The following is a 15,520-nucleotide window of genomic DNA, read 5'->3' as shown; positions in this document are numbered from 1 at the left end:
CTGCGCGGGCCGACTGCGGAAGACGGGCCGGCGGGTGGAGCTCAGCGCACCATGGTGAAGAAGTTGAGCTTGTTGCCGTCCAGGTCGCGGAAATATCCCCCGTAGAAGCTCTGTCCGCGCGGCCCCGGCGCGCCCTCGTCCTTGCCACCCAGCTCCAGGGCCTTGCTGTGGAGCGCGTCCACCTTGGCCGGGCTATCGACGACGAGCGCGACCATCACCCCGTTGCCGACCGTGGCCGGCTGGTGGTCAAAGGGCAGGGCGACGGCGAGCGCGGGCGCGTTCGGCTTCACCGCCCAGATGATCAACCGCTCGATCTGCAAGAGCCGCGTCGCGCCCAGCCCGCCCAGCAAGGCGTCGTAGAAACGAGCGGCGCGCTCCAGATCGTTCGTGCCCAGCGTGACATATCCGATCATCGATCTCTCCGTTCATTGGAATGGTTCGTCATCGTTGGCCCGCCGTGCTCCTCCGCGCTCCAGTGACCGGAGCGGGTCTCGCTTCCAGGCGACCCACGACACTGCTCGCGGGCCGCGCTGGCCGGTGGAAAAGCCCGATCTCCTACGACCACGTTTGGACGGAGACGTCCCGGCCTGGACGCAAACGTAAGAGCACCACGAGCGTATCCTGGTCGAGGCGGGGTGGGAAGGCGTGCCCGGGGACCAGGGAGCAGCAGGGGAACGGCCGGCCGGGGAGAGGCGGGGGCGGTGCGCCGGGCGGCCGGAGGCGCCTGCGGCAACGCTGCGCTGGGCGGTGGGTCAGGTCGCTCGGCACCGGCGGCGAGGGCTCCGGCGAGCGCGGGAGCGCCCCCCTCCCGCTGCTCGATCGGGAGCAGGGTAGCGCCGCGCGCCTCAGCGCGGGAGGAACAGCTGCTCGGGGAGCGCGGTGTTGCAGGGCTCCTGAACGATCTGCGCATACCCCGCGGTGCTGGCATCCTCGACGCTCAGGCACTTCTGGCTGTTCACGTTCATGATCGACCGATAAGCGCCCACCGGCCGCAGGACGAACTTCTGGTTGGGGTTGCCCGTGCAGGTGTATTGGATGAGCTCGGCGCCGTCCTCGAGGCTCGAGTAATAGATGTCGAAGCAGAGCCCGCTGTGCTTCGGCTTGATGAACACGCTCCCGTCCGGGTCACCCGTCGGGATGAGCTCGAAGCTCTGGTTGGGGTTGCCGGTCGCAGGCCATTGAATGATCGGCGAGAGCGGCGTCGTCTCCGAGTAATAGACGTCCATGTTGAGGCCGCTGTTCTGGTTGGTGAAGGTCACCGCCGGGTTGGTGCTGCTCACGCTCCCGAAGTCGACGGTCGTGTCGAGCTTGGGGGAGACAGAGTAGCCTTGGGGATGCGCCTGGACGTAGAAGAAGTTCCAGTCGACATAGATCCCTTGGAGCACCTGGGTGTGCGTGACGGAGAGCGGCACCTTGCCGTTGAACGAGCTCGGCGCGGAATAGACGGTTTGATACGTCGGCTGGAGGGTCGAGACCGCGAGGAACGGGAGCGTGTGGAGCGTCCCGGTCCACTGGTCGACGAGGTCGACGGGGTTCCAGTACGGATAGCCCTGCGCCGAGGTCATCCGGTAGCTCCAGGCCGACGTCAGCCCCGTGCTCTGATCGATCGCGGTGAAGTCGGACAAGGACACGGTGGCGCTGTCCTGGAAGCTGCACGAGAAGCTGGCGCTGGCCGCGTCGGTGCCCCCCTGCGCGCCGACGCTGCAGCCGACGGAGCGCGTGAACGAGTTTTGCCCGTTCGGGGAGTTGGGCACGTGGGCGTACGGGCTCAGCGCCGTGCTGCCAGGCACGACGCTGACGTTCAGCTGCTGCTGGTAATAGCCCCGGTTGAAGTTGCTGTTCGTGTTCAGCGGCCCCGGGTTTGCGCCCGCGCCCACGCCGGTGATGACCATGAATTTGTTGTTGGGCGTGGTCGAAGCGACGAGCTCGACCTCGTAGCTCAGATCCAGGGTCGCGACTTGCGAGGTGCCGGGGACGGTCCACCACGAGGAGCCGTTCACGATGAACTGGCGGTAGGTGCCTGGAGGGGCCGCGCTCGCGACGGAGAGGGCGAACGGCTGCACGATGGGCGCAGCCGCGAGCGTGCGGATGCGCGCCGCCACCTGGGCCGCGACGTCCTCGCGTGACGGACCGGGCGTGGGCGTGGCGCCCTCCGCGGCCTGCCCGGCGAGCTCACGGTCCGGCGCGCGCGCCGCCAGCTCCTCGGGGAACAAGGTAGCGGCCTCGTGGCTCACCTTGATCGTGGCGGAGGGGGACCTCACCGGCGTCGCCTCGATGTTCCCGTAGAGCTTGATGTCGAACCTCGTTCCCCCGCGCGATGGCTCCACGATCGCCACATCGCCCGCGACGCCGTAGCCGAACACCGCGGCCATGCGCGCCGAGTCGCGGACATTCTCGAAGACGAACGGGACCCCGGCCTCGCTCGCGGCCTTGACCAGCGACCGATACATCGCGAGATCCGCCTCACCGAGCTCGTCCATGTCGGCGATCACCGCGCCCGTTCGGCGAAGGAGGTCGCTGCGCTCGGCGGCGCCGGAGCGGAGCGAGTCCAGAGCGCTCTGCGCCGACGTCGCCTGGAGCTCGCCGGCGAGGTGATGGAGGACCGGTGTCCTGTCCGCGGAGATCGGGGTCAGGGCGATGAACCCGGTACGCGCGGCGGGCGCCTCGGACGTCGACGAAACGTCATCGAGCGGCTCGACGTCGGGGCTCTCGCAACCTGTTTGCACAGCTCCGAGGGCGAGCGTCGAGAGCGAGAACACCAGGCCGACTCTGGAACGGATCATGGATTCCTCCCTTGCGGCTTCCTTCGCCCAGGCGAGCGATCGCGCCGTCAGGTCCAGTTACGGCCGACATCGGCATCGGTTTCGCAACCTACTCGCGGCGGCTGCGGCCGGCACGCGCCGGGTCGGTCGCCGGCAGCTCCCCGAGGAGGTGGTCGATGCAGGTCCGGACGGCGGCCGTCAGCGCGCGATGCGCGCGATAGAGGAGGCTGACGCCGCCGGCCTCGGCCTCGTAGCCCTTGAGGACGCGGACGAGGCGCTTCGCGGCCACGTCCTCGGCGCAGAACACCTCCGGGAGCATCGCGATGCCGACGCCCGCGAGCGTCGCGCGGTAGGCGGCGGAGGACTCGCTCACATAGAAGCGGGGCTCGAAGGCGACGCGTCGCCTCCGGCGCCCCTGCCCGAGCGTCCATGTGGCCATTCCGTCCGTCGCGTGCACCGCGATGCAATCGTGACGCGCGAGGTCCTCGATCCGTTGGGGAACGCCCCGCGCCTCGAGGTAACGCGGGCTCGCATACAGCAGCTTCCGCGTCGCCCGCCAGAGCTCTCGCGCCACGAAGTCGGTGGTGTCTTCCACGTGGCCCGGGACGATCGCGATGTCGAAGCCCCCGGCGATCAGGTCGACCCGCCGTGAATCGATCTCGAGGTCGACCGACACGCGGGGGTGCTTCGCGAGATAGGTGCAGACGACGTTCGCCACCGCGGCGCCGAGGGTGATCGGCGCCACGATCCGCACGCGTCCGCGCGGCTCACTCTGGAGCTCGCGGACGAGATGCGTGCCTTGCGTGAGGTCGTCGATCGCCCGTTCGGCGTGGCCGAAGTACGCGCGCCCGGCCTCGGTCAGATCGAGCCGCCGCGTGGTTCGCTCGAGGAGCCGGACACCGAGCGCGGACTCGAGCCGCGCGATGCGCCGGCTCACCGTGGAGACCGGCACGCCGCGCTCGCGGGCTGCAGCCGAGAAGCTGCGCGTCCGGACGACGCGCACGAGGAGCGCGGCGTCGTTCAGGTCCAGATCGATTCGTGCGTCCACGACAACAGTCCCTTCCCTCCAGGCACACTAATGCGCTCCGGCGGCCGCCGCTAGGCTCGACGACGTGAAGAAGCCCATCGTCACCGGGCCACGCGGGGCACGGAGCGCCGCGCCCGCGTGATCTTTGGGATGACCGCGCAGGGTCGCTGCGCCGAACGCAGGAGGAGGTTGTCATGATCATCGTCACTGGAGCCAACGGTCACCTCGGCCGAGCCGTCATGGAGCGGCTCCTTCAGCGCGTGCCCGCCGCTCGGCTCGGCGTCAGCGTCCGCGACCCGGAGCAGGCCAGCGCGCTCGCCGAGCGCGGCGTCCGCGTGCGCCGGGGGGCCTTCGACGACGCCGCGAGCCTGCGCCACGCCTTCGAGGGCGCCTCGCATGTCCTGATCGTCTCCATCAACAGCGCAGGCGAGACCGCGGTGCGCCAGCATGAAGCCGCGCTCGAAGCGGCGCGCGCGGCGGGCGCCCGCCGCGTCCTCTACACGAGCCACATGGGCTCGAACCCGGCGTCCCGCTTCGAGCCCATGCGCGACCACGCAGCCACCGAGGCCTCGCTGCAAAGGTCGGGGATCGCATTCACCTCGCTTCGCAACGGGTTCTATGCGGCGTCCGCGCTCATGCTCCTCGAGCGGGCGCTCGAGACGGGCAAGCTCGTCGCGCCAGAAGACGGTCCGGTCTCGTGGACAGAGCACGGCGACCTGGCCGACGCGGCGGTGATCGCGCTGACCGACGAGGCGCGCCTCGACGGGTTGACACCGCCGCTCACCGCCTCCGCGGCCCTCGACCTCGCGGACATCGCGGCGATCGCCTCGGAGCTCATCGGGCGCTCGATCACGCGGGTGACCGTCAGCGATCACGCGTTCAGGGCAGAGATGGTGTCTCACGGCGCCCCTGAACACCGGGCGGACCTCTTCCTGGGCATGTTCGCGGCGAGCCGAGAGCGCGAGTTCGCCGCGGTGGATCCGACCCTGGAGCGCCTGCTCGGCCGAGCGCCGATGTCCATGCGTCAGTACCTGACGGCGCGCCTGTCACGCTGAGGCAGGGGGGGGACCTCGAAGAGCAGGTCGGCGCAGCGAAAGTCCCCTGAAAAAGCGACGCCCATATCAATAACCTATTCTCCCGGTGCTTCGTCACGCCACCGGGTCGCGTGGGAGCACGGGGCTTCGCGCGGCGCTCCTCCTCCGCAGCGAGGCGCCTCGCGAGCGCTCCCTGCGCGCCGTCGAGCGCTCTGGCGCGCCACTTGTATGCCGTGCTGAGGGGCATCTCTCTCGTCCCGGCGATCTCTCGTACAGAGGCCTTCCGGCCCCCTGTCATTTGTGATTTCCTGTCGCGCGAGCAGTCCCGCGGGGTCACGCCCGGTGCAACGGGTCTGCGCGTGACCTTCGAGGGGCGCAGCGCCATGACCCGCGTGACGCTGGAGCACACGGGGATCGTCCCGATCCGATCCAGCAAAGACCAAGCAAAAACCATGCCGTCACGTGGCCGTACTTCATCCCGCGGCTCGGTGTTGCCGCGAGCGGTGGAGACCCGGGGCCGACCCCCTGGAAAACGTCGCCGCTAGCCAGAGGTGTCCAAAATCCACCCGCTCGAGCGTCATAGGGTGTCGGTCAAGGGGATCGACCCAGCTCATCAGGAGAAAACATGCCGAAGTACTTGTGTTTGCAGCGCAGCCTTCCGGGCGGGGAGCCGCACGGAGAGAAGCCCTCGCCCACCCAGATGCAGGCGATGTATGCGAAGTTCAACGACTGGCGAGAGAAGTTCCAGAAGAACTTGGCCGACCTGGGAGGACGGCTCGGCGCGGGACGGCTGGTTGCGCTGCAGCCCGCGCCGGATGGCCCGTTCGTCGAGGTCAAGGAGCTCGTCGGTGGGTACATGATCGTCTCCGCCGCGAACCTCGAGGAGGCGATCCAGGTCGCCCGCGAGTGCCCGGGACTCGTCCGCCCCGGCTCGGGCGTCGAGGTCATCGAGATCCACGCACCCGGATGACCTCGCAGCTCGGAGAACACTTCTTTCGGCACGAATACGGCCGGCTGGTGGCGATGCTCTCGCGACGCGTCGGGACGCGCCACCTCGAGGCGGTCGAGGATACCGTGCAGCTCGCCCTCCTCGCGGCTGTGGAATCGTGGTCGAAAGGTGCCGTCCCCGAGAACCCGTCGGCGTGGCTCTTCCGCGTGGCACACAACCACTTGGTGGGAGAGCTGCGCCGACGCGCGCGCCGCGACGAGCTCGCAGAGCAGCACGGTCGCGGCGCCCTGGACTCCACGGACAGCGCGCCTACCGCCTTTCTCGCGGGAGACGTGCGCGACGATCTGCTCCGCATGCTCTTTGTATGTTGCGACGACGCGATTCCCGTCGAGTCACAACTCGTCATCGCGCTGAGGACGCTCTGCGGCTTCGACGTCCGGGAGATCGCCGAACGGCTCTTCACGACGGAGGCGAACGTGTACAAGCGCCTCAGCCGCGCTCGAACTCGACTTCGAGACCTGCCGTTCGAGCCCGATGATCTCTCGACGGAGCAGCTCTCTTCACGGTTGCCCGCCGTGCAGTCCATCCTCTATCTGCTGTTCACGGAAGGCTATCTCTCATCTCACGCGGAGGGCGCCATCCGCCGCGAGCTTTGCGACGAAGCCAGACGGTTGACTCAGCTCCTCGCCGAGCATCCGGTGAGTGCGAAGCCTGAGACGTTTGCCTTGTTGGCTCTGATGCACTTTCACAGTGCCCGCATGACTGCTCGACAGGATGGCGCCGGGGGCCTCTTGCTGCTCGAAGAGCAGGATCGTACGCTCTGGGACCAAAGCGAGATCGAGCTGGGCTTGTCGTGGCTCGCCAGGTCCGCGGAAGGCGACCTCTTCTCAAGGTACCACGCGGAGGCTGGCATCGCCGCCGAGCACTGCCTCGCTCCCTCGTTCACCGAGACGCGTTGGGATCGCATCGTCGAGCTCTACGTGCTCCTCGAACGGCTCGCGCCGTCCGCGATCCATACGCTGAATCGCGCAGTCGCGGTGGCGGAATGGCGCGGCCCAGCCCACGGGCTCGCGGTGCTCGAGGGGCTCGAACCACCGTCGTGGCTCGTCGGATCCTACCTCTGGGCGGCAGTGCTCGCAGACCTGCACAGGCGCTGCGGGCACACCGACCTCGCGCAGCGCTATCGGGGCGCGGCCATCGAATCAGCTCCGTCACAGGCCGTGAGAACGGCGCTTCAGCGCCGACTTCGAACCGCCTGATACGGGATGGTCTCTACTGCACCCGCTTGAAGAAGTGGAGCACCTTCACGCGCGGCCAGTAGATGGCCGCGGCACGGGCTCTCCCACCAGCAGGCGGCGCCAATGGTGCTCCAGGATACATTATGTCCGCCTGGTCTATGAACCGGCAGGCCGAGCGCGGCCGTTCGCGTCGGTGGGTCGAGCGCTGAGAGCCGCCCTCCTTCATGCGGGATGGACGCCATGGCGGGTACACAGAGCGCCGGTTCGCGCACAGGGCTCCATCGGTCACCCCTGGATCACGGCGATCTTCGCGGGGTGATCTTTTGGTACTGTGGTCGCAGGCGCCCCCGCCGGCCTGATGCGCGCTCGCTCGGTCGAGCAGGGCGCACCCTGTCGGGAGCCATGCGCCTGATGGGGTTTGAGGGAGGGGCATGCGAACCAAGGCCTTCATCGAGAGAACGATGCTCCGTGCTGTCGCGCTGCTGGCGCTCCCGGCGCTCTGCGCGTGCGGCGCGGAGACACCGCCGTACGACGACCTGCCGCTGCGCGACGCGCTGAGCGCCGCGCCGGAGGTCCTCGCCGCCTTGCCGGAAGAGGTCCTGCGCGACGTGGCGGTGCGGCTGGAGGAGGCGCACGGCGAGCCGGGGGACGAGACGGCGATCGACGGCGCGGAGATCGCGAGCGTCCCCGCGCTGGTCCGCAGCGCGGACGCGGCGCGGGACGAGGTGGGGAAGGACGCGATCGTCCTCGGCGCGCTCGAGCCGTCCGAGGACGGGTTCGTGCTCCGCGCGGTCACGCCCATCGCGGGGGCGCACGAGCCCGAGGCGCCGCTCGATCGATCTGTGCCCGCCCTCGCGGGGCCACCGGCGTCGCCGGAGACCGCGCCGCTGGAGGACGCGGCGCTCGGCGGCCGGGCGGGCCAGATCCTGGCGGAGCTCGCGCGGCGCGCGGACGCGCAGGACCTCGTCCGCGTCACCGGCCTGCCCGCGGGCGTCATCGCCCAGGATCACACGGTGTACGTCAACGCCGCGTGGCTCGTCGCGCTGAGCGCCCTCTCGCCCGAGGACGCGCCCGCGCTCCCCACCCCCTCGGGCGGCGCCGCGATGCCCGCGTGGCCCCGGAGCGAGCCGCGATCCGTGCGCGTCAACCCCTATCACCTCCCCTCGTCCGTCGCGGAGTGCGCCGCCGAGGTGCGGGACGTATGCACCTGCGCCGTGGCCGGGCGGTGCGAGCACGACCGCACCGACCCTGCGTTCGCGGACGCCCAGGCGGAGTGTTCCTGGGTCAACGCCGGGGCGCTGAACGCCGAGGCGCTCTGCATCCTCGCGCTGCTGAGCATCGACGGGGTCAAGGAGTGCGTCCTCTCCGCGGGCAGCGGCGCGTGCGCCGCGCTGCCGATCGCGGGGCGCGACGGCGCGCTGGCGTTCGCCGGGGACGAGGGCTGCATGGCCGTTCTCGACCGCTGCCTCCAGTACGGCAGCCCGACGGTCCCGGCCGTCACCCCGAGCGCGCCGAGCGGCACGTCGAGCAGCGACGACTGCGGCAGCTGCGGCGGCTGCGACAGCTGCAACGAGGACGTCGCGGGTTGCAACCAGAACTGCAGCGATTGCAACCAGAACTGCAGCGATTGCAACCAGAACTGCCGCGACTGCAACCAGAACTGCAAGGACGGCGATCCCTCCACCGGCAGCAACTCGAGCTGCAGGCTGAGCGCCGGCCGGCGCGATCCCGCAGGAGGCCTCCCGCGCGCGCCCGTGCCCCTCGGCGCCGCGTTCTGGCTGCTCCTGCCGGCGGGTTACATGCTGCTGCACATCCGGAGGCGGCCGTGAACCGGGCGGTGATGCTCTGGCTCGAGCGCCACGGCCTGCCGCCGTGGCTCGCGCCGACCTACACCATGATGGTCGCCCTCGCGGGGCTCCTCGGGGCGGCGGCGTTCTTCTGGCTCGTTCGCCGGGATCGGGGCGACGTGGCCGTGGAGGGCCGGGCGCTCCTCTCGGGCTACGTCGCGGCGCTCCTGGGCGGCTACGTCTTCGAGGCGCTGCGCGCCGCGCCCGAGGCGATGGCGAGGGGCTCGTGGGGTCCGATGCTCCACGCCGGCCGCGCGGCCTACGGGGGCCTCATCGCCGGCGTCGCCGTGGCCGGCCTGGTCCTCTACCGCCGCGGCGCGGCCGTGCTCCCGTTCCTCGACCGGCTCGTGCCCGGGCTCGGGCTCACCTACGCCTGCGTGCGCACCGGGTGCTTCCTCGCGGGGTGCGACTACGGCCGCGTCACCGGGGGCGCGCTGGGCGTCCGGTTCCCCGCCGGCAGCCCCGCGGCGGCGGACCACGCGGCGGCCGGCTGGGTGCCCCTCGGCGCGCCGAGCCTGCCCGTGCACCCCACGCAGCTCTACGAGGCGGCGCTCGGGGCGATGGCGAGCGCGCTCGCCGCCCTCTGGCTCGTCCGGGGGCACCGGGACGGGCGCGCGTTCGGGACATGGCTCGCGCTCTACGCGGCGGGCCGGTTCTTCATCGAGCTCCTCCGCGGGGATGCCGGGCGCGGCGTGTACGGGGGGCTCAGCACCGGCCAGCTCGTCTCGCTGGCGCTCCTGCTGGGGCTCGCGGCGGCCGTCGTGCTGGCGCGCCGGGCTCGCAGCGCGCGGCGCGCCGCCGCCGTGGCGCCCGCGCTGGTGGCGCTCGCCTCCCTGAGCCTCGCCGCGGGCGAGGCCGCGGCCCAGCCGGCTCGCCCCGCGCCGCCCGCGCCAGCAAGGCCCGAGGCAGCGACGCCCGCGGCCGCGAGCTCCGCGCCGGCTCCGGCGCCTGCTCAGAGGCCGTCGCCGGCACCAGCGCCCCACCCGTACGCGCCGCCGCCCGCGGGCGGGCAGCCCGCGCCCTACCCCTACCCGCCGCCCGCGGGCGGGTATCCCGCCCCCTACCCCTACCCGCCGCCCGCGGGCGGGTATCCCGCGCCCTACCCCTATCCGCCGCCCGCGGGCGGGTACCCCGCGCCCTACCCCTACCCGCCGCCCTCTGGCGGGTACCCCGCGCCCTACCCCTATCCGCCGCCGCCCGCAGGTGGCCCTCCCCCGGCCTACCCCTACTACCCGCCGCAGGCGGGCGGATACCCCGCGTCCCCCCCTCCCTCGCCCGCGGCTGCCGTACAGCCGCAGAGGCGCACCCCGGATACGTCGCCGGGGCCCGCCGCGGAGCGGCCCGCGACGGGTCATCAGGCGGAGGCCAACGCGCGGCGGATGGCGCTCTCGCTCGGGATCTCCGGCTACTTCGTGCCGGGGCGCTTCACGGTGAAGGACGGGATGTCCGTGGATCTCGACGTCCTCGCGCGCCTCCGCCTGAGCGAGACGCGCCGCTTCGAGGTCGGCCTCGAGCTCCGGACCGTCTCGACCACCGACGTCAACCAGCTCGCAGTCGGCGCGCCGCTCCGGCTCGTGATGGGGGTCGGATCGCACGTCGAGATGTCGGTCGGGATCACGCCGGGCTACCACCGCATCTTCTTCGACTCCCCCTACTTCGAGAGCGTGGGCGCCTTCGGCGCTCGCTTCGGGTGGGGGATCCAGCTCCCGATCACCTCACACCTGTTCCTCGGCTTCTCTCCGCTGAGCTTCCTCGTGCTCGCCTCGGACGACGTGGACGCGCTCGTGGCGTACGAGCCCGGGCTCTGGGCCGGCGCAGGATTGCTGTGACAGCCGTCGCTGGAGCTGCCGGCAGCTCCGGGCCCCGTCGTTCTCTAGGCGCTAGCGATCCTGGTCGCGATGATGAGCCCTGACGACCAGCAGAGCTTGGTCAGCACGAGATCCTGGCGTCGCTCGAGCGCGGCGATCAGCTCTGCCACCTTGGGGGCGTGGTCATCAGGCCAGTTGGGCTGAGGGAGCATGTCGTCGATGACATAGAGCCCGCCGGGCTTGATCAGGCTCAGCGCCTCGTCGAGGGCGTAGTACTTGCCCGGCCATGTATCGGCAAAAACGAGCTCGAATTGCTGACCCCGGACCGAGCGCAAGAAGGCTTCGCCATCCATGTTCTTGAGCGTGAGGCGGGGGTCGCCTCCGAGGTGCTGGCGTGCCACGGCCTGGACCTTCTCGTCGTGCTCCACGGAGACGAGCGTGGAAATGGCATTCATGCCATCGAGGATCCAGCACGTCGAGATGCCCGTGCCGGTCCCGAGCTCGAGGAAAGCGCCCGACTTGGTGGCGGCGAGCGTACGCAGCATCGAGCCCGTCTGCCTGTCACTGGCCATGGCAAACCCGATCTCCGCGGTGGCCCGCTCGATCTCCTCGAGCACCGCAGGCGGTCTCAAATTCTCCAGATCCTTCATGACCCGATCCCTCTTCACGCGGCCAACCGCGCGCGACTGTACAGCACCTCGATCTGGCGGCCCCCCTGGAAAGAGCCAGCGGTGGAGGGCGTGCTGCGCGGGGGGGCGGCGGGGCAGGCCCCCACAAACCCCGAGCGCCGGCCCGCAGCGCAGCCGGTCGCCCCCCGATCTCGCCTTCCGAACAGCGGGCAATGGCCCCCCAAAAGGCGCGAGTTTGTGGGACAGCCCCGCCGCCCCCCCGCGCAGCACGCCCTCCACCGCTGGCTCCGCTGCAGCCGTCCGAGCTCACTCCCCGAGCAACGCCCGCGCGAGCGTCAGAGTCCGTGCGTTCGCGGATACGTTCTCGAGAAAGCTCCTCCGGAGCGCGGGCTCCTCGATCCTGGCCGCGCGAGCGAGCAGCGCCGCGCGCTCCTCTCGGAGGACCGCGCGCGCCGCCTCCGCGTCGCCCTTCGCGTGCAGCGCCTCGGCGTACAGCGCAGGGATCACCTCCTGCCGCATCAGGAAGACCGTGCCGGCCTGCCGCTGGAGCGCGAGCGCCTCGCCGGCCATCGCGCAGGCCTCCTCCGTCCGCCCTTGCCGCAGCCGGATCTCGGCGAACAACGAGAGATGCACGGCCCCGGCGAAGGGCGCCATCACCGCCGGATCCCCCGCCGCGCAGAGCTCCTCCTCCGCCTGGGCGAGATCGCCGAGGAGCAGCCGCCCCTCGGCGAGGAGCTGCCGCGGGATCACGCTCCGGCTGCGATGGCCGCGCGCGAGCATGTGCTGGAGCAGGCTGCTGGACATCTCCACCGCCTCGGTGAGCCTGCGCCGCTCGAGGAGCGAGACGATCCGGCACGTCACCGAGGTCGTGAACACGTAGTCGAGCAGGCCCTCTGTCGCGAGCACGCGATCGAGGCACCCATCGGCGGCGGCCATGTCGCCGAGCCTCGTGTAATCGATCGCCACCAGCATCCACGCCCAGGCGACGAACAGCCCGCTGCCGAGGGACTCGGCGCGCCGCGCCGCGGCGAGGTTCGCCTGGAGCGCTCCCCACAGGTCCCGCGCCGCATGGCAGCGCCAGAAGCCGCGGGTGAGCTCGATCCAGAGGGCCGCATGGAGATCGCCCTCGACGGCCGGCGCGATGACGTGCTCGAGCCGGCGCACGATCCGCTCCGCCAGCGCCGTCCTCCCGTCCCAGAGCAGGCTGAAGACGATCCGGGTCGCGAGCTCCGGGCTCAGGACGTCGACGGGGAGCTCCTCGGCCAGGAGGCGCGGGATCAGCACCTCCACGGCCCGCCGGTCGTCGCAGAGCGCGACGCAGTACATCGCGCCGCTCAGGGCACGCCAGGAAGCGAGGCTCCCGGGCGCGGCGAGCTCGAGCGCCTGGAGCGCGCTCGCGTGGGCGCGCGCGGCGTCGTCGGTCCAGATGAGGGCGTTCATCCGGAGCAGGTGGAGCTCGGCCAGCCGCTCGCCCTCGGCCCCGCAAGCGATCCCCTTCTCCACCCGCGCGAGCGCCGCCTGCACGTCCGCCCCGTGGAGCGCCAGGGTGGCGGCGCGCAGGTAGAACCCCCCCGCGCGCGGCCCATCCCCGCCGCGCGCGAAGTGCTCGGCCAGCACCATCGGATCCTGCTCGCCGGCCGAGAGCAGCCACTCCCCGGCGAGCCTGTGCCCGACCGCCCGGTCGCGCTCGGTGAGCATCGCGTAAGCCCCCTCCCGCAGGAGCGCGTGACGGAACGCGATCTCCTCCTGTCCCACGAAGCGCGAGCTCGGGCGGCGCTCGAGGATCTCGCGATCGAAGAGCTCCGCCCAGGCGTCCGCGTCGCTCGGCCCCGACGCCAGGGTGCGCGCGCCGAGGAGCGCGCTCACACCGCCGATCCACGACACGTCCCCGAAGACGCTCGCCGCCCGGAGCAGCCGCCGCACCTCGGGATCGAGCGCCGCGAGGCGCGCCTCGACCATGCCCAGCACCGTCTCCGGCAACGCGCCGCCGCGCCCCTCGGCCACGGCCCGGACGAGCTCCTCCAGGTAGAAGGCGTTTCCCGCGGCCCGATCCACGATCGCCGCCACGGTCCCCGGCGCGACCGACGCGCCCAGCGCGCCGCGCACGAGCTGCTCGGCGGCCCGCGCGGACAGCTCGCGCAGCCGGATCTGCGTGAGCCCTCGCTCGATCCAGAGCCGGGGGAAGAGCTCGTGGACCTCGGGCCTCGCGAACGCGAGCACCGCATAGGGGCGCTCGCAGAGGGCCCGCAACGCGTGATCGAAAATTTTCACCGAAGGCGCATCTCCCCAGTGCAGATCCTCGAGGACGACGAGCATGGGCCGCGCGCTCGTCACGGCGCGCGCGTAGTCCAGGTAGGCCTCCTGGATCCGGTCGGCCATGTGCGCCGGGTCCTGCCGCGCGGCCCGCACCATCGGCCCGCCGTCGGCGAGAGGAACGCCGAGCAGCTCGCCGAGGAAGCAGGCCACGCGCTGCTGCTGCTCCCCCGCGAACAGCTGGCCCACGGCCCGCGCGAGCTTCTCCCGCTGCGCCTCGGGGGCCTCGCCGGCCGCGATCCCGAGCGCGCCCCGGAGCGACCCGGCGAGCACCGCGAACGCGGAGCCCGCGCCGATGGAGTCCCCGCTGCCGACGCCCAGCACGAGCTCGGGATGGCGCGGCCGCAGCGCCTGGACCAGCTCGTGACGCAGGCGCGATTTGCCCACCCCCGCGGCCGCGGTCACGAGCGCCACCGCGGCGCGCGGCTCGGTGAAGCTCTCCTCGACGAGATCGAGCAGGCTGCGCAGCTCCCGAGCGCGCCCGACATAGGGGCTCGGCTTGCCCAGCAGCCTGCGCGCGCCGTCGGCGACCTCGCGCTCCGCCTCCACCCAGGAGAGCCCGTCCTGCTCCGCGACGTCGAAGCGCGCGTCGAGCAGGGCCCGCGTCACGGCGTCGACCGCGACGCGGAGGTGGCCCGGGCGGTCCCGGGCGGCCGCGTCGTCGAGCAGCGCGGCCGCCCTGTCCAGGACCTCGCCGAGCAGCGATCGTCCCGTCGACTCGCCGCGCCCCGTCACCAGCACGACGTTGGCGCCGGGGACCGACGCGCGGATCCGCAGCGCGCAGCGGGCCGCGATCGCCGCCTGGTCGGTCGCGCTGCCCGCGCCCGCCCCCGCCGCGAGGATCGCCACGACCGCCCCGCTGGCCAGCTCCTGCACGACCGCGCCGAGGGGCGAGGTCTCGTGCCGGACGGCGGCGACCGCGCTCCGCTGCGCTCGACCGGCGGGCACGATCTCCGTCGACGCCGGCGCGCTGACGTCCGCCGGCCCGACGGCCACGATCGAGCAGAGCCACACCTCCGCGGCGGTCACGAGCTCGACGGCGGCCAGGCTGGAGCGAGCGCCGCCCGCCGACGCGGCGCCGAGCGCGTCGAGGCAGCGCACCACGGCCGCGCCGTCGGCCGGGCGCCCCTCCGGGCGCTTGGCCAGCATCTGCGCCAGGAGCTCGTCGAGCGCCTGCGGCACCTCGGGCCGCAGCGCGCTCGCCCGCGGCGGCTCCTCCTGGAGGAGCTTGGTCAGGATGGTCATGAAGTGCCGCCCGTGAAACGCCGGACGACCCGTCAGGCACTCGAAGAGCACGCACCCGAGCGAGAAGACGTCCGCGCGCGCGTCGAGCTGCGCGCGCTCCCCGCTGGCCTGCTCGGGGGCCATGTAGCCGATGGTGCCCACGAGGGCCCCCGTCCGCGTCAGCCGCGCCGAGGCGCCCGAGAGCCAGGCGATGCCGAAGTCGAGCACCTTCACCCGGTCGGCGGCCCCGCCCGGAAGGAACAGGTTGCTCGGCTTGATGTCGCGGTGGACGATCCCGCGCGCGTGCGCCGCGCCGAGCGCATCCGCCACCGCGCGCACGAGCGCGACGCTCTCCTCCACGTCCAGCGGCCGCCGCGACAGCCGGGCCGAGAGGCTCTCTCCGGCGAGCCACTCCATCGCCAGATAAGGCTCCCCGGTGGGCGCCACCCCGTGCGTCACGTAACGCACGACGTGCGGGTGATCGAGCGTGGCGAGCGCCCGCGCCTCGTGACCGAAGCGCGCCGCTGCCTGCGCGTCGAGATCGCCGAGCAGCTTCACGGCGACGACATCGCCGCTCGCGCGATCCACGGTCCGGTAGACAGCGCCCATCCCTCCCGTTCCCGCGAGCTCGACCACCTCGAACCGGCCGGCGAGCAGTCTGCCGTGAAGCATGCGCGCCAAGGATGTCA

The 15,520-nt window shown here is 71.9% G+C and carries 10 protein-coding genes; 5 read left to right on the top strand and 5 right to left on the bottom strand.

What is annotated here, in order from left to right:
• Positions 1-41: 41 nt before the first annotated feature.
• The 3 genes from WMF39_RS08420 to WMF39_RS08410 all read right to left on the bottom strand — a co-directional run bounded on the left by WMF39_RS08420 (position 42) and on the right by WMF39_RS08410 (position 3,810).
• Positions 42-413, bottom strand: a complete 372-nt coding sequence (locus WMF39_RS08420) for a VOC family protein (RefSeq protein WP_437745030.1) — start codon at positions 411-413, stop codon at positions 42-44.
• 432 nt (positions 414-845) lie between these two features.
• Entirely contained in the window at positions 846-2,783 is a 1,938-nt protein-coding gene (locus tag WMF39_RS08415; RefSeq protein ID WP_437745029.1) for an RICIN domain-containing protein, read from the bottom strand.
• A gap of 88 nt (positions 2,784-2,871) precedes the next feature.
• Positions 2,872-3,810: a LysR family transcriptional regulator gene (locus WMF39_RS08410; RefSeq protein WP_437745028.1), complete on the bottom strand. Its 939-nt coding sequence runs from the start codon at positions 3,808-3,810 to the stop codon at positions 2,872-2,874.
• A gap of 173 nt (positions 3,811-3,983) precedes the next feature.
• Here WMF39_RS08410 and WMF39_RS08405 point away from each other — a divergent pair, with 173 nt between their 5' ends.
• The 5 genes from WMF39_RS08405 (at position 3,984) to WMF39_RS08385 (ending at position 10,686) form a co-directional block, all read left to right on the top strand.
• Entirely contained in the window at positions 3,984-4,844 is an 861-nt protein-coding gene (locus WMF39_RS08405; protein ID WP_437745027.1) for an NAD(P)H-binding protein, read from the top strand.
• 604 nt (positions 4,845-5,448) lie between these two features.
• A complete protein-coding gene (locus WMF39_RS08400) occupies positions 5,449-5,793 on the top strand; it encodes a YciI family protein (protein WP_437745026.1) in 345 nt (114 codons plus the stop codon).
• Positions 5,790-7,031 carry an RNA polymerase sigma factor gene (locus tag WMF39_RS08395; protein ID WP_437745025.1) on the top strand — a complete coding sequence of 414 codons (1,242 nt, stop codon included), beginning with the start codon at positions 5,790-5,792 and terminating at the stop codon, positions 7,029-7,031. Before WMF39_RS08400 ends, WMF39_RS08395 begins: the two co-directional genes overlap by 4 nt.
• Before the next feature lie 410 nt (positions 7,032-7,441).
• The gene (locus WMF39_RS08390; RefSeq protein WP_437745024.1) at positions 7,442-8,839 is read left to right on the top strand and encodes a hypothetical protein; all 1,398 of its coding nucleotides are present in this window, start codon (positions 7,442-7,444) and stop codon (positions 8,837-8,839) included.
• Positions 8,836-10,686 (top strand): prolipoprotein diacylglyceryl transferase, encoded by a 1,851-nt coding sequence (locus WMF39_RS08385; protein WP_437745023.1) that lies wholly within the window; start codon positions 8,836-8,838, stop codon positions 10,684-10,686. The genes WMF39_RS08390 and WMF39_RS08385 overlap by 4 nt, the downstream gene beginning before the upstream one ends.
• 44 nt (positions 10,687-10,730) lie before the next feature.
• Here the strand turns inward: WMF39_RS08385 and WMF39_RS08380 are convergent, their stop codons facing one another.
• Together WMF39_RS08380 and WMF39_RS08375 are read right to left on the bottom strand one after the other, a co-directional pair.
• Positions 10,731-11,315 (bottom strand): O-methyltransferase, encoded by a 585-nt coding sequence (locus WMF39_RS08380; protein ID WP_437745022.1) that lies wholly within the window; start codon positions 11,313-11,315, stop codon positions 10,731-10,733.
• A 285-nt stretch (positions 11,316-11,600) separates the two neighbouring features.
• Positions 11,601-15,503 (bottom strand): protein kinase domain-containing protein, encoded by a 3,903-nt coding sequence (locus WMF39_RS08375; protein ID WP_437745021.1) that lies wholly within the window; start codon positions 15,501-15,503, stop codon positions 11,601-11,603.
• Positions 15,504-15,520 lie beyond the last annotated feature (17 nt).

Origin of the sequence: Sorangium sp. So ce1504 (genome assembly GCF_051521635.1) — a bacterium.
Classification (GTDB): Bacteria; Myxococcota_A; Polyangia; order Polyangiales; family Polyangiaceae; genus Sorangium; species Sorangium cellulosum_B.
This window is presented reverse-complemented; position numbering and strand designations above follow the sequence as displayed.

Coding starts and splice junctions, on each gene's coding strand:
- WMF39_RS08420 (WP_437745030.1), bottom strand. CDS start 413: ATGATCGGATATGTCACGCTGGGCACGAACGATCTGGAGCGCGCCGCT.
- WMF39_RS08415 (WP_437745029.1), bottom strand. CDS start 2,783: ATGATCCGTTCCAGAGTCGGCCTGGTGTTCTCGCTCTCGACGCTCGCC.
- WMF39_RS08405 (WP_437745027.1), top strand. CDS start 3,984: ATGATCATCGTCACTGGAGCCAACGGTCACCTCGGCCGAGCCGTCATG.
- WMF39_RS08400 (WP_437745026.1), top strand. CDS start 5,449: ATGCCGAAGTACTTGTGTTTGCAGCGCAGCCTTCCGGGCGGGGAGCCG.
- WMF39_RS08395 (WP_437745025.1), top strand. CDS start 5,790: ATGACCTCGCAGCTCGGAGAACACTTCTTTCGGCACGAATACGGCCGG.
- WMF39_RS08390 (WP_437745024.1), top strand. CDS start 7,442: ATGCGAACCAAGGCCTTCATCGAGAGAACGATGCTCCGTGCTGTCGCG.
- WMF39_RS08380 (WP_437745022.1), bottom strand. CDS start 11,315: ATGAAGGATCTGGAGAATTTGAGACCGCCTGCGGTGCTCGAGGAGATC.
- WMF39_RS08375 (WP_437745021.1), bottom strand. CDS start 15,503: ATGCTTCACGGCAGACTGCTCGCCGGCCGGTTCGAGGTGGTCGAGCTC.